The following is a 19,986-nucleotide window of genomic DNA, read 5'->3' on the forward strand; positions in this document are numbered from 1 at the left end:
CAGTCCTCCTGTGTTAGCCATCAGCCATGCAGTCCGCACTCGGTTTTGGACTGCCCCGCCCACCGGCCGCTGCGCGGATCCTGCCCCGCCTCGACCTTCGCGGTGCACGGCGCGCAGCCGATCGACAGGTAGCCGATCGACACCAGCGGGTTCTCCAGAATCCCGTTCGAGTGCAGGTAGCCGTTGAACTCGTCGTCGGTCCACGCCGCGATCGGGTTGATCTTCACCAGGCCGTTGCGCTCGTCCCAGGTGACGATCGGCGTGTTCGCGCGGGTCGGCGCGTCCACCCGGCGCACGCCGGTGACCCAGGCCGAGTACTTGCCGAGCGTCTGGCGCAGCGGCACGACCTTGCGCAGGAAGCAGCACTGGCCGGGGTCGCGTTCGTGCAGCTTCGGCCCGTACTCCGCGTCCTGCTCGGCGACGCTTTGCTCGGCCTGGGCGTTGACGATCCGCACGTCCGGGTACACCGTCTGCACCGCGTCGCGCACCCCAAGGGTTTCGGCGAAGTGGTAGCCGGTCTCCAGGAACAGCACGTCCACCGCGGGCTTGACCTTCGTGGCGAGGTCGATCAGCACGGCGTCCTGCATGTTCGACGCCACGATGAAGTCGTCGCCGAAGGTCTCGGACGTCCAGCGAAGCGCCTCCTCGGCGGTCGCGTCGGCCAGTTCCTTCTCGGCGCGTTCGGCCAGCGCCCGATAGTCCGCCACCGCGGTCACTGCAGCACCCCTTCGTCCGCCCGCAACGCCCACTGCGGGAACCGTTCGCCCGGCTCGCGGCCCGCGACGTACGCGCGCACTACGCGTTCCACGTACTCGACCAGCTCGCCCGCGGTGACCTTGTGGCCGCGCAGCTTCCGGCCGAATCCGGCGTCGAGCCCGAGCCCGCCGCCGAGGTGCACCTGGAAGCCCTCGACCTGGTTGCCGTCGGCGTCGCTGACGATCTGGCCCTTGAGCCCGATGTCCGCGGTCTGCACGCGGGCGCAGGAGTTGGGGCAGCCGTTGAGGTGCACCGTCACCGGCGTTTCCAGCTGCGCGTTGATGTCGGCGAGCGACTTCTCCAGATCCGCCACCAGTTGCTGCGCGCGCACCTTCGTCTCGACGATCGCGAGCTTGCAGAACTCCAGCCCGGTGCACGCCATCACGCTGCGCCGCCACGGCGACGGCTTGGTCTGCAGGCCCAGCTCGGCCAGCTCCGTCTCCAGCGCGGGGACCTTGGCCTCGGGCACGTCGAGCACGACCAGCTTCTGGTGCGGGGTCAGCCGCACCCGCCGCGATCCGGCGCGCTCGGCCGCCTCGGCGACCGCGACCAGCGTGCTGCCGGACACCCGCCCGGCGATCGGCGCGGCCCCGACGTAGAAGTTGCCGTCCTTCTGCCGGTGCACGCCGACGTGGTCGATCGGGGTCGCGGGGTTCTCCGGCGGCGGGCCGTCGATCAGCTTCCGCTTGAGGTACTCGGTTTCGAGGACTTCCCGGAATTTTTCAATGCCCCAGTCCTTGACCAGGAACTTCAGCCGGGCCTTCGAACGGAGCCGCCGGTAGCCGTAGTCGCGGAAGATGGAGACGACGCCTTCCCAGACCTGCGGCACCTCGTCCAGCGGGATCCACGCGCCGAGCCGCTGCGCGAGCATCGGGTTCGTGGAGAGCCCGCCGCCGACCCACAGGTCGAGGCCGGGGCCGTGCTCGGGGTGGTTCACGCCGACGAAGGCGATGTCGTTGATCTCGTGCACGATGTCCGGCAGCCCGGAGATCGCGGTCTTGAACTTGCGCGGCAGGTTGGCGAAGCGCGGGTCGCCGATGTAGCGCTCGAGGATCTCGTCGATCGCGGGAGTCGCGTCGAGCACCTCGTTCTCGGCGATGCCGGCGACCGGGGAGCCGAGCACGACGCGCGGGCAGTCGCCGCAGGCCTCGGTGGTGCTCAGGCCGACGGCTTCGAGCCGCGACCAGATCGAGGGCACGTCCTCGATCTGGATCCAGTGGTACTGGACGTTCTGCCGGTCGGAGATGTCGGCGGTGTCGCGCGCGTGCTCCTTCGAGATCTCGCCGATCACCCGCAGCTGCTCGGTGGTGAGGGCGCCGCCGTCGATGCGGACGCGCATCATGAAGTAGCGGTCGTCCAGCTCCTCGGGCTCCAGCAGCGCGGTGCGGCCGCCGTCGATGCCCGGCTTGCGCTGGGTGTAGAGGCCGAACCAGCGGAACCGGCCGCGCAGGTCGCCCGGGTCGATCGAGTCGAAACCCCGGTGCGCGTAGATGTTCTCGATCCGCGCGCGGACGTTGAGCGGGCTGTCGTCCTTCTTCGAGCGCTCGTTCGGGTTCAGCGGCTCCCGGTAGCCGAGCGCCCACTGGCCCTCGCCGCGCTTCTGGCGAGTCCGAGGCGTGCGGGCCTTCGCGGGCGTCTCACGCGGGGGTGCGGACATGGAGATCCTCCGGGCGGGGTGATCGAGGCGGCTCCGCCGCGGCATCGGCGCGGGGCGGGAGCAGGTCCAGGTGGTGGGCTGGGCAGGCTTTGCGCGGGAGTCAGCGAACAGGCCGGCAGAGCGCGCTCGCGACCCGGAGAAGGTCGACGTGGCGGCGCGCCACGAGAAGGACACCGGCAGGACTCACCGGCTCAGATTGCCACGCGGGCCGAACGTCGTCCAAGGGCGTCCGGATCGTGGGAGAAGGCTCACTGCGGGGGTGCGAAACGGCCGCCGATGTGCATTGGCCGGGCGATCTGCCAGGTCTTTCCCGGCTTTCGGACGCATCGTGGGACGGTTTCGGGCGCTTGTCAACCGGCGGTGCGACGGGCGGCGCATCGTTCGGCGGCCGAACTTTCCGCCGGGTGGCACGCCGGTTCGCGGTCCGTGAGGGGAACCCTGAGGGAATCTGATTCCCTCAGGGTTCCCCTCACGGACGTGAAGCTGGCTCAACCAGCTCCGGGTGTTGGGTGCGGGGGCGCGCGGGAGTCCGCGGCAGGCGGGGGAGAATGGACGTCGTGCCTGTTCCCGACGCTCACCGCCCTCCCGCCGGACTGCCCGAGACCGCGCTCGCCGGCCTGGGCACCCGTCCGTTCGGCGTGTACGTCCACGTGCCGTTTTGCGCGACCCGCTGCGGTTACTGCGACTTCAACACCTACACCGCGGGCGAACTCGGTTCGGCCGCCTCGCCGCGGTCGTGGCTGGACGCGCTGCGCCGTGAGCTGGAGCTGGGCGCGGAGATCCTGGGCAGCGCACCCCAGGCGGAGACGGTGTTCGTCGGCGGCGGGACGCCGTCCATGCTCGGCGCGGACGGGCTGGCCGAGGTGCTCGACGGCGTCCGGTCGGCGTTCGGGCTCGCGCCGGGCGCGGAGGTGACGACCGAATCGAACCCGGAGTCCACTTCGCCCGAGTTCTTCACGGGCATCCGTGACGCGGGTTACACCCGGGTGTCGCTGGGCATGCAGTCCGCGGCCCGGCACGTGCTCAAGGTGCTCGACCGCGTGCACACCCCCGGCCGTCCGGTCGACGCCGCTCGCGAAGCCCGGGCCGCCGGGTTCGAGCACGTCAACCTCGACCTTATTTACGGTACGCCGGGGGAGCGGGTCGAAGACCTGCGCGCGTCGCTCGATGCTGTTCTCTCCGCAGGTGTCGACCACGTGTCCGCGTATGCGCTGATCGTGGAGGACGGCACCGCGCTGGCCCGCCGGGTGCGGCGCGGCGAACTGCCCGCGCCGGACGACGACACGCTGGCCAGCTACTACGAAATGATCGACTCGGTCCTCTCCGGCGCGGGTTTGACCTGGTATGAGGTGTCGAACTGGGCGACCGGCGAGGCGGCGCGGTGCCGCCACAACCTCGGCTACTGGCAGGGCGGCGACTGGTGGGGCGCCGGGCCGGGCGCGCACAGCCACGTCGGCGGAGTGCGGTGGTGGAACGTCAAGCATCCGGCCAAGTACTCCGGCCTGCTTGCGGAGGGACAGAGCCCGGAGGCCGATCGCGAGGTGCTCACCGAGGAGGACCAGCACCTGGAGCGGATCATGCTGGAGCTGCGGATCTCCGACGGCCTGGCGTTGTCGGCGCTCGACGAGTCCGGAATCAAGGAAGCGCGGGCGGCCGCCGCGGAGGGGCTGCTCGAAGTGTCCGATTTGGACAGTCGGGGCCGCGCGGTGCTGACCGACCGCGGCCGGTTGCTCGCGGATGCCGTGGTCCGGAGGCTGGCCGGCTGAATTTTCGCCCGCCGGGCATAAATCCGTTCGATCGTTTGTTGGGCTAAGCATACGAGCGAGGGAGACGCGTATGCCGCAGGCGGTCAGATACGGCGAACACGGCGGGATCGAAGTGCTGCAGCTGGCCGAAGTGCCCCGGCCGGCGCCGGAATCCGGGCAGGTGCTCGTGCGGGTCCGGGCCGCGGGCATCGATCCGGGGGAAACGAAGATCCGCGTCGGCGCGCTGGCGGAACGCTGGCCGTCCACCTTCCCGTCCGGGCAGGGCAGCGACCTGGCCGGAACCGTGGTCGAGCTGGGCGCGGACGTCGAAGAAATCCAGGTGGGGGACGAGGTCGTCGGCTTCGTGCACACCCGCTCCAGCCAAGCTGAATACGTGCTCGTCCCGGCGGAGCATCTCGTGCCGAAGCCGAGCGGGCTGTCGTGGGAGGTCGCGGGCGGGTTGTTCGTGGCCGGAACGACTGCGTACGCCGCGGTCGGTGCGGTGTGCCCGCGCGAGGGCGAGACGGTCGTCGTGTCCGGCGCTGCTGGCGGGGTCGGTTCGCTGGCTGTGCAGCTGGCGAAGCTCACCGGCGCGACTGTGATCGGCATTGCCAGCGAAGCGAACCACGAGTGGTTGCGCGAGCACGACATTGTCCCGATCGCGTACGGCGAAGGGCTCGAAGAGCGGCTCCGCGAGCTGACTGGCGACCAGGTGCACGCGTTCGTCGACACTTACGGCGACGGTTACGTCGAACTCGCCTTGCGGCTCGGCGTCTACCCCGGACGGATCGACACGGTGGTCGATTTCGACGCCGCCGAGACGTACCGGGTGAAGACCGAGGGCAACATCGCCGGGGCGAGCGCCGAGGTCATGCGCGACCTCGTCGCGTTGGCGGACAAGGGATTGCTCGACGTCGAGATCGCCGCGACGTATCCGCTGGCCGAGGTCCAAGCCGCCTACCGCGAGCTGGAACAGGGTCACACGCGCGGCAAGATCGTGCTCACTTTCTGACCATCGCCGCCAGCCCGGCCACGAACGCCTCCAAGGCGAATTCGAGCCGGGGCTGGCTGGTCTCCTCGGTGAAGAATTCCCTGGCCTGCAACAGGTTCGGGAAGGCGCTCGCGGGCAGCGACTGCATGTACTCCGCCATCTGCTGCCCGCGTTCGCTCATTTTTTCCGGGTCGTAATCGCCGAACGTCCAGCCGCTCGCTTCGTACGCGAATGCCTTGGCGTACGTGCTCAACGCGTCGCCCGCGAACACCGCCTGCTTGAGATCGAGGCCGCCCGCGCGCAGCAGTTGAAGCATGATTTCGCCCTGCCGCAACGAATTCGGCGTCACTGGAATCGGCGTCTGCCACGCGACTTTCGCGATGCCCGGATACGCCATCATCGCCCGGATCTGGTGCCGCACTTGCTCTTTGACCTGTTCGGTCCACCGCTGCGGATCCGGCTCGGGGCACGGCACCTCGCTCAGCGCCGCGTCGAGCAGGAGTTCGTCCAGTTCCTCTTTGTTGGCCACGTACGCGTACAGCGACGCGGGCCCGGTCTCCAGTTGCTGCGCGACCCGGCGCATCGAGACGGCGTCAATGCCCTCGGCGGCGAGGATTTCGAGCGCGGTTTTCACGATCAGTTCCTGCGACAGCATCTGCTTCGCGGCGCGCCGGCGCGGGCTCGGCGTCCGGCGCCAGGGCGGGGGCGGTGCGGTCATCCCCGAAGCCTAGACGAACCCCGCGCTTGACGCGAACGGTGTTCGTGAGTACAACTTGTCTCGTACGCGAACGACGTTCGTTAAGGAGATAAGCATGTCGCAGCACGAAGAAGTCCTGTGTGTCCTCACTCGTCTCGCCGACGCCTGGAACAGCGGAGACGCCGACGCTTACGGCAACTGCTTCACCGAAGACGCCGATTACGTGACGTTCTTCGGGCTTCGGTCCGTCGGCCGCCAGGCGATCGTGGACTCGCACCGCGAGCTGTTCCAGGGGCCGCTGAAAGGTTCGAAGCTCACCGGCTGGGGCGAGCCGCGGGTGCGGTTCCTGCGGGACGACGTCGCGGTCGTCGTGACCGGCGGCGGCTCGTCGCTGACCGGGGGCGACGACCCGGCCGCCGAGGGGCGCGAGAGCTCGTTGACCTACGTGATGGTGCGGGGCGACGAGGGCTGGCAGATCACCGCGTTCCAGAACACGCGGGTCTCGAAGCCGTGGGAAGCATGAGAACGATCGTCGAGGTCTCCGGAGTCGTTCCGGCCGCGCCGACAGAGGTGTTCGCGCGGCTGGAAAGGCAGTTGACGGCTTCGGGTTACGCGATGAAGCTGGAAGTCGACCGCTCGCGCCGGTTCCTGGCCGCGCAGGGCGGTTGGTGGTACCGCGGGGAGTACGAGGTCGCCGACGATCCGGCCGGGTCTCGCGTCACTCACCGCGTCCGGAACGCCGCCACCGGGCAGTGGTGGGCAGTACTGCTGGCGAACCGGCTTTTCGCCGGGTACCGGGACCGGGTCGGGGCGGGTTTCCGGGCAATGCTCGCGGAACTCGGGGACGGCGGCACTGGGCGGAACGGGTGAGGGCGCGTACCGTGGGGGACGCGACTTAGGTAAACCTTACTGAAATAGGGGTGTTCGATGGCCGAAGGTCCGGCGCGCAAGGGGAGGACCGCGGTGCGGCTGGAGGTGCTGCGCAAGGAGCACCTCACCCCGCACATGATCCGGATCGTGGCCGGCGGCGAGGGGCTCCGCGATTTCCGCCCGAACGAGTTCACCGACGCGTACGTGAAGGTGATCTTCAAGGTGGACGGGGTGGAGTATCCGGAGCCGTTCGACCTGAACCGGATCCGCGAGGAACTGCCGCGCGAGCACGCGCCGCGGTTGCGCACGTACACGGTCCGCTCGTACGACGAGGCGGCGGGCGAACTGGTGCTCGATTTCGTGGTGCACGGCGACGAGGGGTTGGCCGGGCCGTGGGCGCAGCGCGCACAGCCTGGTGACGAGCTGTTGCTGGCCGGTCCGGGCGGGGCGTACGCGCCGCGCGCCGACGCCGACTGGCACCTGCTGGTGGGTGATGAATCGGCGGTGCCCGCCATCGCCGCCGCGCTCGAGGCGCTGCCGCCGGGAGCGTTGGCGCACGTGTTCCTGCTGGTGGCGGACAAGTCGGAGCACCAGCCGCTCGCGACGAAGGCCGACGCGCAGGTCACCTGGCTGCATCGCTCGGCGGCCGACGATCTGGTCGCCGCGGTGAAGGCGCTGCCGTGGCCTGGCCAGGACGTGCACGCGTTCGTCCACGGCGAGGCCGGCTTCGTGCGGGAGCTGCGGCGGTACCTGTTCGACGACCGCGGCGTCGCGCGGGACGCGGTGTCGCTGTCCGGATACTGGCGCGAGGGCAAGAACGACGAGGCCTGGCGCGAGGAAAAGGCAGCGGAGCGAAAGTCGGCTGCTTCGGCGTAAGGTCGCCGCCATGGCGACCGAGGTGAAGGTGGAGGCCGATCCGGCCGACGCGGGTTTCGACGGGGCACGGCTGCGGCGGATCGACCGGCATTTCGCCCGGTACGTGGACGACGGCTTGCTGCCGGGCTTCCTCGCGGTGGTGAGCAGGCACGGCCGGATCGTGCACGTCGCGTCGCACGGCGCGCGCGACGTCGAGGCCGGTGCGCCGGTGGAGACCGACACGATCTGGCGGATCTTCTCGATGACGAAGCCGGTCACCTCGGTGGCGGCGATGACGTTCGTCGAGGAAGGCCTGATCGACCTCACTGACCCGATCTCGCGGTGGCTGCCGGAATTCGCCGAGCCGCGGGTGTACGTGAAAGGTTCGGCGCTGGCTCCGGTCACCGAGCCGGCGACCGAACCGATCCGGCTGTGGCACCTGCTTTCGCACACCGCGGGCCTCACCTACGGCTTCCACCACACGCACCCGGCCGACGCGATCTACCGCGCGGGCGGGTACGAATGGGGCACGCCGCCGGGGCTGGATCTGGCGGAGTGCACCAAGGCGTGGGCGCGGTTCCCGCTCGTGTTCCAGCCGGGCGCGGAGTGGAACTACTCGGTGGCCAGCGACGTCCTGGGCCGATTGGTCGAGGTGCTGGCGGGGAAGCCGCTCGACGAGGTGTTCGCCGAGCGGATCTTCGGCCCGCTGGGCATGACTGACACGGCCTTCTGGACCTCGGACACGGACCGTCTGGCGGCTCTGTATCTGCCTGCGCCCGGGACGAAGAAGCTGGTCCGCAACGACGCCTTCGGCGCAGTGGGTACGTCGCGCCCGGCGTGCCTCTCGGGCGGCGGCGGCCTCGTCTCGACGGCGGCTGATTATCACCGGTTCACGCAGATGCTGCTGCGCCGCGGAGAGCTCGACGGCGTGCGGATTCTGAGCCCGCGCACAGTGGATCTGATGACGGCCAACCACTTGCCGGGGCATGTGGATCTGGAGGCGTACGGGCGGCCGCTGTTCGCGGAGATGCCTTTCGACGGGTACGGCTTCGGGTTGGGGTTCTCGGTCCTGATCGACTCGGTGAAGGCGAAAACCCTTGCCACGCCTGGCGAATACGCGTGGGGCGGGGCCGCGTCGACGGCGTTCTGGGTGGATCCGGACGAGGACCTGACGGTGGCGTTCTACACACAGCTGCTGCCGTCGTCGACCCATCCGATCCGGCAGCAGCTGCGGCAGCTGGTGTACCAGGCGATGCTGGACTGATCCTTTACAGAGCTGTCACGGCGCCGTTCTCGACCGGAGATTGTCCACTGCCGGTCCCGCTTTCGAGATAGCGTGCGACGGTGCGGCGAAGGTGCTCGGCGTGCCGGTAGATGTCCTCGGTACGGTCGAGGGGAACCCGTGTTTCCGTCTTCGCTTCGTCAAAGATCCCCAGGTACTTCTTCGTCCGGTTGAACCACAACCGCGCGATCGGCTTCCGGTTGTTGTCGTCCAGCAGGACGCTGAAGTAGCTCTTGTTGTCCCTGGCCACGACTCGTTCCGGAGCGACCTGTCCGCACACGATCGCCCGGACCACCCGGTATCCCTCTAGTTCTTCCTCGGTGGTGACGATGTCCCGATCAGCGGTCTCTTCGGCAGTGGCAGCGGGTTCGGCGGCAGGGACCGGTTCCGCGTCCGAAGCGGCGCCGCTCGTGACGCTGACGTAGGAGTCCGGTCCGCCCAAGGCATTCTTGAGCCGGTCGTTCACCTGTTCGTTCAGGAACTGGCGGGCCGCCTTCTCGACCAGCGGCAGGAACTGGTCGCGGACGCGCTGGGTGAAAGAACCCTCGTACACCCGAGTGGTGAGGAAGCGGACCCACTCGTCTTCTGGCTGCTTGAACTGAGTCGCCAGAATGCGCTTGAGCTGGCCGATGTACTTGAGTTCGCCCGCGGTGCTGATCACCGAATCGAGGTTGAAGGACTCTTTGGTCAGCTTGGCGAGTTCCGGCAGCAGCGTCTCGTCGATGTCGGCGAAGTCCAGTACCAGGAAGGGTTTCGCGTCCATCCGGTTGGGTGCGTCCAGATCGGTGTAGAACTCGTACACCTCGCCGTTCGTCAGGATCGCGATTCTCGCGTTGGTGACGGAGAAGTACCGGAAGAGCTGGGAGGCGTGCTCGATCCGGAGCGGGTCGTTGATCTTCTTAGCTTCGACGAGGACCTGGATCTGGTTGTCGTGGGCGATCGCGTAGTCGATCTTCTCGCCCTTTTTGATCCCGACGTCCGCGGTGAACTCCGGGATCACCTCGGCCGGGTTGAACACGTCGTAGCCGAGGACCGTGCTGATGAACGGCATCACAAAGGCGTTCTTGGTCGCCTCCTCGGTTTGGATGCTGTCTTTGTGCTTGCGGATCTTCAGTGCCAGCGCCTGCGCGCGCTCCGCGATGTCCATGTCCCCAGCCGTCCTCGTGTCAAGGTTTTCGTGATCATGAGATCGGCGGGTTCGGCAGTGCTGTTACCGAAGTCGTGAAACTGATTCTTGTTCTTGGGCAACACGCCAGAGCGCTTCCGAGATGGTTAATTCCCTTCCTGTCGCTGCATCTCTTCGTCAAGCGGAAGGTTTGGGGTCACGCGGTCAGCTTGGGAATCACCTGCGCCCCATAAGCCGCCAACGTCTCCTCCCGCTCGTCGTGCATCAGGTACAGCGCGAACTGGTCCACCCCCAGCTCCGCCAATTCCTCCAGCCGTGCGATGTGCGCCGACGCTGGGCCGAGCAAGCAGAATCGGTCCACGATTTCGTCTGGGACGAACGCGGTCGACGGGTTGCCGGCGCGGCCGTGGTGGGAGTAGTCGTAGCCTTCGCGCTCGCGGATGTAATCGGTCAGTTCGTGCGGCACCGGGCCGGACGAGCCGTAGCGGGACACCAGGTCCGCGACGTGGTTGCCCACCATTCCGCCGAACCAGCGCAGCTGTTCCCGTTGGTGTGCCAGGTCTTCGCCGACATACGCGGGAGCCGCGACGCAGATCGTGATTCCGCCGGGGTCGCGGCCGGCGGCGCGGGCGGCGTCTCGGACCGCGCCGATGGTCCAGCGGGCGATGGCCGGGTCGGCGCATTGCAGGATGAAGCCGTCCGCGTGTTCGCCGACGGTTTGCAGTGCCTTCGGGCCGTACCCGGCCATCCACATTTCCAGCCGTCCGCCGCGGATCCACGGAATGCGGACCGCGGTGTCGTTCATCGTGACTTCGCGGCCTTCGGCGAGGTCTTTCACCGTGCGCATGCATTCCCGCACGGTGGCCAAAGTGGACGGTGGCCTCCCGACGACCCGGTGTGCGGAGTCGCCGCGGCCGATGCCGCACACCGTGCGGTTGCCGAACATGTCGTTGAGCGTCGCGAAGGTCGACGCCATCACCGACCAGTCCCGGGTGCCGGGGCTGGTCACCATCGGCCCCACGACCAGCGCGGACGTCGCTTCCAGGATCCGCGCGTAGATCACGAACGGTTCCTGCCACAGCACGCACGAGTCGAACGTCCAGCCGTACCGGAACCCGGCGTCCTCGGCGGCCTTCATCATCCGCACGACCTCCGCCGCGGGCGGGTCGGTCTGCAGCACGATCCCGAAATCCATCAGGCGGCCCTCAATTCAAGTATTGATTGAGTTCGCGGGAAAGGAATTTTCCGTGCCCGGGGCTGCCGTGGAAGCCGTCCGGCGACACCACGACCCGGCCGCGCGACAGTACAGTGTGGACTTTTCCGGTGAGCGAAAAGCCTTCGTACGCCGAGTAGTCCACGTTCATGTGATGGGTCGCCGCGGACAGGGTCTGGGTCGCGGAAGGGTCGTACACCACGATGTCGGCGTCCGAACCCGCCGCGATCACGCCCTTGCGCGGGTACAGCCCGAACATCCGCGCGGGCGTCGCCGAGCACGTCTCGACCCAGCGGCCCAGCGAGATCTCGCCCGCGACGACGCCCTGGTGCAGCAGGTCCATCCGGTGCTCGACGCCCGGCATTCCGTTCGGGATCGCCCGGAAGTCGCCGCGTCCCAGCTCTTTCTGGTCCTTGAAGCAGAACGGGCAATGGTCGGTGGACACCACGGACAGGTCGTTCGTACGCAGCCCGCGCCACAGGTCGGCCTGGTGCGATTTCTCCCGCAGCGGCGGGGAGGCGACGAACTTGGCACCCTCGAAATCGGGTTTCGCCAAGTCCTCAATGGACAGGTAGAGATACTGCGGGCAGGTCTCGGCGAAGACGTTCTGCCCATTATCCCGTGCTTCGGCGACCGCGGCGAGCGCCTGTGAAGCCGACAAATGCACGATGTACAGCGGTGATCCGGTCACCTTGGCGAGCCGGATCGCCCGTGAGGTCGCCTCGCCTTCCAGTTCGGGCGGGCGGGTCAAGCCGTGCTGAACTGGGTCAGTGTGCCCGGCGGCGACTGCCTGCGCGGCCAGCTCGTCGATCGCGATGCCGTTTTCCGCGTGCATCATGATCGTCGCGCCGATCTCGCGCGCCTGCTGCATGGCGCGCAGGATTTCCCCGTCGGTGGAGTAGAAAACGCCGGGGTAGGCCATGAACATCTTGAAGCTGCCGACGCCGCCGTCGACGCACGCCCGCATCTCCTTCAAGCTGGAGTCGTTGACGTCCGACACGATCATATGGAACCCGTAGTCGATCGCGCAGTTGCCGTCCGCTTTGGAATGCCACTTGTCCAGTGTGGACAACAATGACGTTCCCTTGGCCTGCACGGCGAAGTCGATGATCGTCGTCGTCCCGCCCCACGCGGCGGCGATGGTGCCGGTCTCGAAGGAATCGACGGAATGCGTGCCGCCGAACGGCATTTCCATGTGCGTATGCGCGTCGATTCCGCCAGGCAGCACGTACTTGCCGGTCGCGTCAAGAGTTTCGTCGCCGGTCAGCGTGCCGGGAGCGCCTACCGCCGCGATGGTTTCGCCGTCCACCAGCACGTCGGCGGTGACCGCGCCGGACGGCGAAACTACTTGCCCGCCTCGGATCAGGGTAGTCATCAGGCCTCCGCGAGCGGGCCGTAGCTGTCCGGGCGGCGGTCGCGGTAGAACTGCCACAGATCGCGGACCTCGGCGAGCCTGCCCATGTCGAGATCGCGGACCACGATCTCCTCTTCGGTGTCCGACGCCGCCTCGCCGACGAGCTGGCCGCGTGGGTCCACAAAGTATGATTGTCCGTAGAAGTCGTTGTCGCCCAGCGGTTCCACGCCGACCCTGTTGATCGTGCCTACGTAGTATTCGTTCGCTACCGCGGCGGCGGGCTGCTCCAGCCGCCACAGGTACTCGGACAGCCCGCGGCTCGTCGCCGACGGGTTGAACACAATCTGCGCCCCGGCGAGCCCGAGCGCGCGCCAGCCTTCAGGGAAGTGCCGTTCGTAGCAGATGTACACGCCGATCCGGCCGACCGCGGTGTCGAAGACCGGATAGCCGAGGTTGCCCGGCTTGAAGTAGAACTTCTCCCAGAACCCCTTCACCTGCGGAATGTGGTTCTTGCGGTGCATTCCGAGGTATTTCCCGTCGGCGTCGATCACCGCCGCGGTGTTGTAGTAGACGCCCGGCTGTTCCTGTTCGTACATCGGCACCACGAGCACCACGCCGTGTCGCTCGGCGACCTCCTGCATGAGCTTCGTGGTCGGACCGTCCGGAATGGCTTCGGTGTAGGAGTAGAAATCCGCGTCCTGCACCTGGCAGAAATACGGGCCGTAGAACAGTTCCTGCAGGCACACCACCTGCGCGCCCTGCGAAGCCGCCTTGCCGATGGCATCGACCGCGTTCGCGATCATCGACTCCTTGTCACCCGTCCACCGCTGCTGGATCAAGCCGGCTCGGACCGTGTCAGACACTGGTTTCCTCCTCGTTCCGGTGCGCGTTCAAAGGAAGGCTGAACAGGATGTAGGCGACGAAAGCGCCGACGAATCCCACTGCCCAGTTGTAGTCGTACAAAGGCTTCAGGAAAGGAATCAGGCCATCTGCCGGGAACGGACCGCCGTAGGCGCCGCCGACCGCGAGCACCGCGCCGATCAGGGTCGCGACGAGCGCGCGCCAATGCCAGCCCGCGGTGAACCAGTACTGCCCGCTCGGCAGGTACAGGTCGGCCAGCTTCAGCCGCGTCCGCTTCACCACCCAGTACCCGGCGACGAGCACCCCGGCGACCGCGCCGAGCAGCCCGCCGTAGAAGCCGAGCCAGGCGAAAATGTAGATGTCCGGGTCGGAGTAGAGCCGCCACGGCTGGATCAGGATGCCGATCACGCCGGTGATCAGCCCGCCGAGGGCGAAGGTGATCCGTTTCGGGAAGGCGTTGGAGAAATCGTAAGACGGGCTGACGACGTTCGCCGCCAGGTTGGCCGAAATCGTCGCCAGCACCAGCGCGACCAGCGCGACGACCACCACGACCGGGCTGGAGAACTTGTCCGCCAGCTGCGCCGGGTCCCAGATGTCCTGCCCGTAGAGCACGTGCCCGCCGGACGTGGTGAGGATGGCGACGACCGCGATGAACGTCATGGTTGTCGGCAGCCCGAGGATCTGGCCGCGCATCTGCTTGCGCTGGCTGCCGCCGAAGCGGGTGAAGTCCGGCATGTTCAGCGACAGCGTCGACCAGAACGCGATCATCGCCATAAGCGACGGCGCGAACACCTTCCAGAACCCCGGCCCCCAGCCGAGCTTCCCGCTGTCGTGCAGGATCGGGCCGAGCCCGCCCGCCTTCACCAGCACGTAGCCGAGCAGGATCAGGAACCCGACCGACACCAGCGGCGCGGTCCAGTTCTCGAACTTGCGGACCGCTTCCATGCCGCGCCAGATGATCAGCATCTGCACGAGCCAGAACACCGCGAACGACAGCCACAGCGTCCAGTGCTGCCCGGCGATCACCGCCGAATCGCGCCAGCCGGATCCGGCGAGGCGTCCGACGATCACGTAGATCGCCTCGCCGCCCACCCAGGTCTGGATGCCGAACCAGCCGCAGGCGATGAACGCGCGCAGCAACGCGGCGAGGTTCGCTCCGCGCAGGCCGTAGAACGCGCGGGCGAACACCGGGAACGGGATGCCGTATTTGGTGCCCGCGTGGCTGTTGAGCAGCATCGGCGCGAGCACGATCAGGTTCCCGATGGTGATCGTGATCAGCGCTTGCAGCCAGTTCATGCCGAGCGCGATGAGCGACGCGGCCAGTGCGTACGAGGGGATGTTGTGCGCCATCCCCATCCACAGCGCGAAATAGTTGTAGGTCGTCCAGGTCCGCTTCTCGACCGGGACCGGGGCCAGTTCGTCGTTGAAGAACCGGCTGCCTCGCAGCGCCCGCACGTCGCCGAGGTCCACCCGGCTGTGCTCACGTGTCGTCGGCTCCATTGCGGAATCCTGCGCGCCGGGCGGGGGCCGGGGGCAGAGACAGACTGTTCACTGTTCGGACGCCCTTGGCGCAGTCTGTCGATTGCGCCGAACCGCGCCGGGGTGCATGACGTACGTCACAACCTGCTGGTGACGTCCGGGCAAAACGGCGGAAACATCTCCACCGGATCTCCACAGCTCACCCGGATGGCCTCCACGGCGATTGCTTAAAGTCGGCGGCATGGACAACGGGGGAAGACGGGTGCTGGTCGTCGAGGACGACCTCACCATCGCCGCGTCGATCGATGCCCGGCTGAGCGCGGAGGGGTTCTCCGTGACGGTCGCGCACGACGGTCCGGCGGCGGTCGAGGCGGAGGCGGCGACCAGTCCCGACCTGGTGGTTCTCGACGTGATGCTGCCCGGTTTCGACGGTCTCGAGGTGTGCCGCCGGATCCAGGCGCGACGGCCGGTGCCGGTGCTGATGCTCACCGCGCGCGCCGACGAGACCGACCTGCTGGTGGGCCTCGGCGTCGGTGCGGACGACTACCTCACGAAGCCGTTCTCGATGCGCGTGCTGTCCGCGCGGATCCAGGCGTTGCTGCGGCGGGTGGAGCGGTCTTCGGCCGCGGCGGAGGAGCGGATCGTGCTGGGGGATTTGGAGATCGACATCGCCGAACGGCGGGTTCGCCGAGGGGGCGAACCCGCCCAGTTGACGCCGATCGAATTCGACCTCCTGGTGCATTTCGCGCGCCGGCCGCGTGCAGTGCAGCCGCGGGAACGGCTGCTGAGCGAGGTGTGGGACTGGGACGTGCAGGCAACCGGAGCCGGCACCCGGGCGGTGGACAGCCACATCAAGGCGTTGCGGCGGAAACTGGGGGCCGATTTGATCCGGACGGTGCACGGCGTCGGATACGCGTTGGAGGTTCCCGCGTGAGAGTGCTGGTGGCGAAAGCCGTCGATCTGCTGCCTCGGCCGCTCGACCCGATCCGGTCGGTGAAGCTGAAGCTGGCGATCCTGATGGTGGCGTCCGGCGGGATCGCGTTCGGGTTTTTCCGGTACCAGATCGGCTGGCTGCCGCCGCAGACGACGGTGATGGCCATGGTCATCGCGCTGGTGACGTCGCAGATCCTGGCGCACGGCATGACCCGTCCGCTGCGCGAAATGACCGCCGCGGCGGGCGAAATGGCGAAAGGCGATTACACCCGGCGGATCCGCGCCACCGCGCGCGACGAGGTCGGCTCGCTGGCCGCGGCCTTCAATCAGATGGCCGCCGATCTGTCCACTGCGGACCAGCAGCGCAGGGAACTGATCGCGAACGTCTCGCACGAACTGCGGACGCCGATCACCGCGCTCAACGCCGTCCTGGAGAACCTGGTGGACGGCGTCGCCTCGCCGGATCCCGCGACGCTGCGCACCGCGCTGCACCAGACCGAACGCCTGGGCAGGCTGGTCACCGAACTGCTGGACCTGTCGCAGATCGACGCCGGAACCCTGCCGCTGGACCGATCGACGGTCGACCTGGCGGACCTGCTGGCCGAAGTCGCCGCCGAGGCGGAGGCGATGGCCGCGGCGGCGGGACGGGGAGTCCGGTTCACCGTCTCGGTGAGCCCGCCGGGTGCGACGGTGCCCGCCGACCGGGAGCGGCTGTACCAGGTCGTGGTGAACCTGCTGGAGAACGCCGCGCGGCACGGTCCGGCCGGGGGAGAAGTGGCGGTGTTGGCGCGCGTCGAGGCCGGGGAGGCGCGGATCGAGGTGCACGACCAGGGGCCGGGGATCGCGGAACCCGACCGGGACCGGGTGTTCGAGCGGTTCACCCGGGGAGAACGCGCCGGGGGCGGCGGGACCGGGCTCGGGCTGGCGATCGTGCGGTGGGTGGTGGAACTGCACGGCGGGACGGTCGCGGTGGTCGACGCGGAACCCGGTCGTGCCGCTGGGGGCGGCGGGCCGGGGTGCCGGATCCGGGTGACGTTGCCTGCTTGACGGGTTTGCTTCGGCGTCCGTGCTGGAGACGAGCGGGCGGGCCGAGTGGCTGGCTGCGGTGGTGCGCTGCTCGACGGCACTACTGGGCTCAAGGTGATGGGGGAAGCACTGGCTGGGTGCTGAGGTCGGTTGTTGAGCGCGGCGGTCGACTGGCCAGGTGTTCGCTGACCCCGGCGGTTGAGCGCGGTGGTCAGCTGGCTGGCCGGTGCGCGGATCTTCGCTGGCCGGGCGCTTCCGTTCCCGCAGCGCCTCCGGTGAAGCACCCAGCCCCCACGCTCTCCTGAACCTCCCCATTTCTCCTTGGCGGGAGCGAAATCCCGTCCGATATTTGCCAATGCGAAGAGAGGTTTCATGTCCGAGGACGTCGAAGTCCGGCCCGCGCACGCCGTTCCGCCCGGGGTTGTGGTGATCGACCAGCGGCGTCCGGGACCGCGGCCGTTGTTCGCGCGGGCCGAGGCCGCGGTGCCGGGAGGGGCGAGGCTGGCGGCGGTGGCCGTCGCCGTGGTCGCCGCGGCGCTGGTGCCGGTCGATCGGCCGGGGGCCGGATGGGTGTTGTCGGCGGTGCTGGCGGCCATCGCGGTGCTGGTCGTGCGGGTGGGGCCGGGTTTGCGATGGCGTCGCGCGGGGTGGGGAGTGCTGGCGATCGCGCTGCTGGGCGTCGGAGCGGTGCGGGCGGCGGACTGGTTGTTCGTGCTGTGCGTGCTGGCGGCGGGAGTCGCGGCGTCGCTCGCTGTGGTCGGCAGGCGAACCGTGCACGGCACCACCTACGACGCCCTCGCGATTCCCCTCGAAGCTTTCCGCGCGGTGCCGTGGGTGCTTCGCCGCGCGCGGCGTCAGGGACGAGGCCGACCGCGGGTTTTCGCGGCGGTGCTGGTGTCGGCGTTGGTGGTGGTCGTGTTCCTCCCGCTGCTGATCAGCGCGGACGACAACTTCGCGCACTTCGTCGGCGACCTCGTCCCGACCGTCCGGCCTGATTCGGTTTTCCAGTGGGCGTTGGTGTTCGCCGTGACCTTCGGCGGTATCGCCGGTGCCTTCCTGATCTCCGCGGATCCGTTGCCGGAACGGGAAAACCGGACGGCCACCGTCGGCGACCGTCTACTGTGGACGGCGGCGTTGGCCACGCTGGCGGTCTTGTTCACCGCCTACGTTCTGGTGCAGGCGGTAGCCCTCTTCGGCGGCACGGACTACGTCCTCCGCACCGACGGTCTCACCTCGGCCGACTACGCCCGCAGCGGCTTCTGGCAGCTCTGCGCCTGCACCGTCCTGACGCTCGGCATCGTCACCGCGGCACTGCGCTGGGCTCCGAAAGCCAGCCGCTCCGACCGGATTCTGCTGCGTGCGCTGCTCGGCGCCTTGGCGGTGCTGAGCCTGGTGCTGGTGCTGTCGGCGTTGAGTCGCATGTGGACCTACCAGGAGGCTTACGGGTTCACCGTGCTGCGCCTGGTGGTGGAGGTCTGCGAGATCTGGCTGGGCGTGGTGTTCCTCCTGACGGTTGCCACGCTGGGCACGTTCCGCGCGACCTGGCTGCCCCGGGCGGCGATCGCGACCGGGGCGCTGGCGCTGCTGGGGTTGGCCGCGGCGAACCCGGAAGGCTTGATCGCCGACGCCAACCTGGACCGGGCGGCGCACGGCAAACCGCTCGACGTCCATTATCTGAGCCGGTTTTCCGCGGATGTGGCTCCGGTAGTGGCGCAGCGCCGCCCCGACGCGGCCTGCCTGTTGCGGCCGATCGTCGTGTCTCTCGCGGACGACCCTTGGCCTGCCTGGAACTTAGGCCGCTCCCGGGCCCGGGAGATCGTCCGGTCGCAGGCGCCGTGCGAATGACGGGCCGGTTTCAGGTCCGGGGCACGGTCAGCCGCCAGCCGAGCACCGGGTTTTCGTGCTGCGGGAGGTGCTCGGAGCGGCGCACCGCGCAGCGATGGCGCACCAGGTCGCGGCGCTCCGCCGGGGTCAGTTCCTCGTCGCTGAACGGGTTTTCTTCGTCGATGTCCAGGTTCGCGTCGATGTTGAACCGGTAGGCGTCCGCGGTCAGGTAGTCGCGACGGAGGAACGAATCCTCCAGCATCGACCGGTCCGCGATCCCGGCTGCCGCGCGGCGTTCCCCGGCCCGCACGGCGACGCCGGCCCGGCCGAACAGCAGTTCGCCGAGCATGAGGCACGGCCACCGCTCGGCGACGATCTCGATCGGCGCGTCCGGATCCTCGCTCTGTTCGACGGCCGCGATCTCGTGAAAGAACGGATCGAACCGCGCGACCTCGGCCTGTCGCAGGCCCAGTGCGGAGAAGAAGCTGAGGTACTCCTCCGCGGTGACGCGCACTTCGTGCTCGGGCAGGTGCAACCGGTGCGCCCACGGTGTTTCGGTTCCGTCCGGAAGACCGGGCTGGAAGCCCAGCAGCAGGAGATCGCTGATCCGGCTGAGTGCGTACGCTTGCTCGAGCAGGTCGCCCCAGACGTATTCCGTCCGCTGCCATTCTCCGCAGACCGCCAGCGGGGCGAGCAGTTCGCGCGCGGCGGCCGCGTGCTCGTCGAGCCACGGGGAAAGCACGTCGGAGAACAACGCCGGGCCGGTGTGGTCGTGCACGACGAAGCAGAGCTCGCGGAAGGTCGTCGGGGCCAGCACGACGCCGCAGCCTACGCGGGATCGCGGCGGCTCCCTACCGAATTGTTCGGTGCGGCAACCGATTCCGCCGCTGCCCGCCGGAAGCGGCCCGGCGGCGTTCGCCGTTCGCGACCGCCGGGCCGCGCGGCCTAAAGCGCGAACACCCCGTTCGACTGGCTGTCCGCCGCGCACTTGTTCGGGTACGTCGCGCGGTAGGTCACCCGCGTGCCCCGCCAGCTGCCCAGCGCCGTGACGTCCACCGGCGAGTAGATCATCGTGCATTTCTGCCGATGCGGGGCGATGCGGGCGAAATCGCCGTTGGCCGCGGTGAGCGTCGCGCAGGCGGTGTCGCGGTGGCGGTGCGTGCCGCCGGTGGGGTCGCAGGTCAGGGAAGCGCTCGTGACGCGCCCGGAAGTCTCGTGGACGGTCAGCTGCAGCACGGACTCCGGGACCTGCGGGGCGGCCACGCCGCCGAATCCGATCAGAGCGGCGGCGACCGGAGCGAAGGAAGAGAACACCAT

The 19,986-nt window shown here is 68.5% G+C and carries 20 protein-coding genes; 9 read left to right on the forward strand and 11 right to left on the reverse strand.

What is annotated here, in order from left to right:
• Nucleotides 1-20: 20 nt before the first annotated feature.
• From ACFXI3_RS03985 to ACFXI3_RS03995, 3 genes are all read right to left on the reverse strand, one after another.
• Complete coding sequence (locus ACFXI3_RS03985; RefSeq protein ID WP_378397891.1) at nt 21-716, reverse strand: phosphoadenylyl-sulfate reductase; 696 nt, start codon at nt 714-716, stop codon at nt 21-23.
• On the reverse strand, nt 713-2,413 hold the full coding sequence (locus tag ACFXI3_RS03990) for a nitrite/sulfite reductase (protein WP_344283887.1): 1,701 nt from the start codon (nt 2,411-2,413) through the stop codon (nt 713-715). The genes ACFXI3_RS03985 and ACFXI3_RS03990 overlap by 4 nt, the downstream gene beginning before the upstream one ends.
• Nucleotides 2,414-2,513: 100 nt before the next feature.
• Complete coding sequence (locus ACFXI3_RS03995) at nt 2,514-2,600, reverse strand: putative leader peptide (protein ID WP_350540000.1); 87 nt, start codon at nt 2,598-2,600, stop codon at nt 2,514-2,516.
• 361 nt (nt 2,601-2,961) lie between these two features.
• On the opposite strand from ACFXI3_RS03995, the gene hemW reads away from it, so the two are divergent.
• Both hemW and ACFXI3_RS04005 read left to right on the forward strand, forming a co-directional pair.
• Nucleotides 2,962-4,179, forward strand: a complete 1,218-nt coding sequence (gene hemW / locus ACFXI3_RS04000; protein WP_378397895.1) for a radical SAM family heme chaperone HemW — start codon at nt 2,962-2,964, stop codon at nt 4,177-4,179.
• A 70-nt stretch (nt 4,180-4,249) separates the two neighbouring features.
• The gene (locus ACFXI3_RS04005) at nt 4,250-5,170 is read left to right on the forward strand and encodes an NADP-dependent oxidoreductase (RefSeq protein WP_378397897.1); all 921 of its coding nucleotides are present in this window, start codon (nt 4,250-4,252) and stop codon (nt 5,168-5,170) included.
• Here the strand turns inward: ACFXI3_RS04005 and ACFXI3_RS04010 are convergent.
• On the reverse strand, nt 5,160-5,867 hold the full coding sequence (locus tag ACFXI3_RS04010) for a TetR/AcrR family transcriptional regulator (protein WP_378397899.1): 708 nt from the start codon (nt 5,865-5,867) through the stop codon (nt 5,160-5,162). The genes ACFXI3_RS04005 and ACFXI3_RS04010 overlap by 11 nt on opposite strands.
• A 94-nt stretch (nt 5,868-5,961) precedes the next feature.
• Between ACFXI3_RS04010 and ACFXI3_RS04015 the strand changes: the two genes are divergently transcribed.
• From ACFXI3_RS04015 to ACFXI3_RS04030, 4 genes are read left to right on the forward strand one after another with little or no spacing between them, the layout of a single operon-like run.
• A complete protein-coding gene (locus ACFXI3_RS04015) occupies nt 5,962-6,369 on the forward strand; it encodes an SgcJ/EcaC family oxidoreductase (RefSeq protein WP_378397901.1) in 408 nt (135 codons plus the stop codon).
• Nucleotides 6,366-6,716 carry a hypothetical protein gene (locus ACFXI3_RS04020; RefSeq protein ID WP_344283900.1) on the forward strand — a complete coding sequence of 117 codons (351 nt, stop codon included), beginning with the start codon at nt 6,366-6,368 and terminating at the stop codon, nt 6,714-6,716. The genes ACFXI3_RS04015 and ACFXI3_RS04020 overlap by 4 nt, the downstream gene beginning before the upstream one ends.
• A gap of 57 nt (nt 6,717-6,773) precedes the next feature.
• On the forward strand, nt 6,774-7,592 hold the full coding sequence (locus ACFXI3_RS04025; RefSeq protein ID WP_344283903.1) for a siderophore-interacting protein: 819 nt from the start codon (nt 6,774-6,776) through the stop codon (nt 7,590-7,592).
• Between the two features lie 10 nt (nt 7,593-7,602).
• Nucleotides 7,603-8,835 (forward strand): serine hydrolase domain-containing protein, encoded by a 1,233-nt coding sequence (locus tag ACFXI3_RS04030; protein WP_344283905.1) that lies wholly within the window; start codon nt 7,603-7,605, stop codon nt 8,833-8,835.
• 4 nt (nt 8,836-8,839) lie between these two features.
• Here the strand turns inward: ACFXI3_RS04030 and ACFXI3_RS04035 are convergent, their stop codons facing one another.
• The 5 genes from ACFXI3_RS04035 to ACFXI3_RS04055 all read right to left on the reverse strand — a co-directional run bounded on the left by ACFXI3_RS04035 (nt 8,840) and on the right by ACFXI3_RS04055 (nt 14,907).
• Nucleotides 8,840-10,000: a type I restriction enzyme HsdR N-terminal domain-containing protein gene (locus ACFXI3_RS04035; RefSeq protein ID WP_378397904.1), complete on the reverse strand. Its 1,161-nt coding sequence runs from the start codon at nt 9,998-10,000 to the stop codon at nt 8,840-8,842.
• Nucleotides 10,001-10,175: 175 nt separating this feature from the next.
• Nucleotides 10,176-11,174: a TIGR03842 family LLM class F420-dependent oxidoreductase gene (locus ACFXI3_RS04040; protein WP_378397907.1), complete on the reverse strand. Its 999-nt coding sequence runs from the start codon at nt 11,172-11,174 to the stop codon at nt 10,176-10,178.
• 10 nt (nt 11,175-11,184) lie between these two features.
• Entirely contained in the window at nt 11,185-12,567 is a 1,383-nt protein-coding gene (gene hydA, locus ACFXI3_RS04045; protein WP_378397909.1) for a dihydropyrimidinase, read from the reverse strand.
• On the reverse strand, nt 12,567-13,409 hold the full coding sequence (locus ACFXI3_RS04050) for a nitrilase-related carbon-nitrogen hydrolase (RefSeq protein ID WP_037813646.1): 843 nt from the start codon (nt 13,407-13,409) through the stop codon (nt 12,567-12,569). The genes hydA and ACFXI3_RS04050 overlap by 1 nt, the downstream gene beginning before the upstream one ends.
• The gene (locus tag ACFXI3_RS04055) at nt 13,402-14,907 is read right to left on the reverse strand and encodes an NCS1 family nucleobase:cation symporter-1 (RefSeq protein WP_344283914.1); all 1,506 of its coding nucleotides are present in this window, start codon (nt 14,905-14,907) and stop codon (nt 13,402-13,404) included. The genes ACFXI3_RS04050 and ACFXI3_RS04055 overlap by 8 nt, the downstream gene beginning before the upstream one ends.
• Before the next feature lie 241 nt (nt 14,908-15,148).
• Between ACFXI3_RS04055 and ACFXI3_RS04060 the strand changes: the two genes are divergently transcribed.
• The 3 genes from ACFXI3_RS04060 (at nt 15,149) to ACFXI3_RS04070 (ending at nt 18,690) form a co-directional block, all read left to right on the forward strand.
• Nucleotides 15,149-15,820, forward strand: coding sequence for a response regulator transcription factor (locus ACFXI3_RS04060; protein ID WP_037714914.1), 672 nt, complete (start codon nt 15,149-15,151; stop codon nt 15,818-15,820).
• A complete protein-coding gene (locus ACFXI3_RS04065) occupies nt 15,817-16,866 on the forward strand; it encodes an ATP-binding protein (RefSeq protein ID WP_344283917.1) in 1,050 nt (349 codons plus the stop codon). Before ACFXI3_RS04060 ends, ACFXI3_RS04065 begins: the two co-directional genes overlap by 4 nt.
• 351 nt (nt 16,867-17,217) lie before the next feature.
• Nucleotides 17,218-18,690, forward strand: a complete 1,473-nt coding sequence (locus ACFXI3_RS04070) for a DUF4153 domain-containing protein (RefSeq protein WP_378397912.1) — start codon at nt 17,218-17,220, stop codon at nt 18,688-18,690.
• A 10-nt stretch (nt 18,691-18,700) separates the two neighbouring features.
• Here the strand turns inward: ACFXI3_RS04070 and ACFXI3_RS04075 are convergent, their stop codons facing one another.
• Both ACFXI3_RS04075 and ACFXI3_RS04080 read right to left on the reverse strand, forming a co-directional pair.
• Nucleotides 18,701-19,486 carry a hypothetical protein gene (locus ACFXI3_RS04075; RefSeq protein ID WP_378397914.1) on the reverse strand — a complete coding sequence of 262 codons (786 nt, stop codon included), beginning with the start codon at nt 19,484-19,486 and terminating at the stop codon, nt 18,701-18,703.
• 128 nt (nt 19,487-19,614) lie between these two features.
• Nucleotides 19,615-19,986, reverse strand: coding sequence for an SSI family serine proteinase inhibitor (locus ACFXI3_RS04080; RefSeq protein ID WP_344283925.1), 372 nt, complete (start codon nt 19,984-19,986; stop codon nt 19,615-19,617).

The organism is Amycolatopsis sp. NPDC059235 (assembly GCF_042754125.1).
Taxonomy (GTDB): Bacteria; Actinomycetota; Actinomycetes; order Mycobacteriales; family Pseudonocardiaceae; genus Amycolatopsis; species Amycolatopsis albidoflava.

What these genes read in the sequence shown, in the direction of transcription:
- ACFXI3_RS04035 (WP_378397904.1), bottom strand. Translation starts at nt 10,000, where the DNA reads ATGGACATCGCGGAGCGCGCGCAGGCGCTGGCACTGAAGATCCGCAAG.
- ACFXI3_RS04005 (WP_378397897.1), top strand. Translation starts at nt 4,250, where the DNA reads ATGCCGCAGGCGGTCAGATACGGCGAACACGGCGGGATCGAAGTGCTG.
- ACFXI3_RS04010 (WP_378397899.1), bottom strand. Translation starts at nt 5,867, where the DNA reads ATGACCGCACCGCCCCCGCCCTGGCGCCGGACGCCGAGCCCGCGCCGG.
- ACFXI3_RS04015 (WP_378397901.1), top strand. Translation starts at nt 5,962, where the DNA reads ATGTCGCAGCACGAAGAAGTCCTGTGTGTCCTCACTCGTCTCGCCGAC.
- ACFXI3_RS04025 (WP_344283903.1), top strand. Translation starts at nt 6,774, where the DNA reads ATGGCCGAAGGTCCGGCGCGCAAGGGGAGGACCGCGGTGCGGCTGGAG.
- ACFXI3_RS04020 (WP_344283900.1), top strand. Translation starts at nt 6,366, where the DNA reads ATGAGAACGATCGTCGAGGTCTCCGGAGTCGTTCCGGCCGCGCCGACA.
- hydA (WP_378397909.1), bottom strand. Translation starts at nt 12,567, where the DNA reads ATGACTACCCTGATCCGAGGCGGGCAAGTAGTTTCGCCGTCCGGCGCG.
- ACFXI3_RS03990 (WP_344283887.1), bottom strand. Translation starts at nt 2,413, where the DNA reads ATGTCCGCACCCCCGCGTGAGACGCCCGCGAAGGCCCGCACGCCTCGG.
- ACFXI3_RS04080 (WP_344283925.1), bottom strand. Translation starts at nt 19,986, where the DNA reads ATGGTGTTCTCTTCCTTCGCTCCGGTCGCCGCCGCTCTGATCGGATTC.
- ACFXI3_RS04070 (WP_378397912.1), top strand. Translation starts at nt 17,218, where the DNA reads ATGTCCGAGGACGTCGAAGTCCGGCCCGCGCACGCCGTTCCGCCCGGG.
- ACFXI3_RS04030 (WP_344283905.1), top strand. Translation starts at nt 7,603, where the DNA reads ATGGCGACCGAGGTGAAGGTGGAGGCCGATCCGGCCGACGCGGGTTTC.
- hemW (WP_378397895.1), top strand. Translation starts at nt 2,962, where the DNA reads ATGGACGTCGTGCCTGTTCCCGACGCTCACCGCCCTCCCGCCGGACTG.
- ACFXI3_RS04040 (WP_378397907.1), bottom strand. Translation starts at nt 11,174, where the DNA reads ATGGATTTCGGGATCGTGCTGCAGACCGACCCGCCCGCGGCGGAGGTC.
- ACFXI3_RS04055 (WP_344283914.1), bottom strand. Translation starts at nt 14,907, where the DNA reads ATGGAGCCGACGACACGTGAGCACAGCCGGGTGGACCTCGGCGACGTG.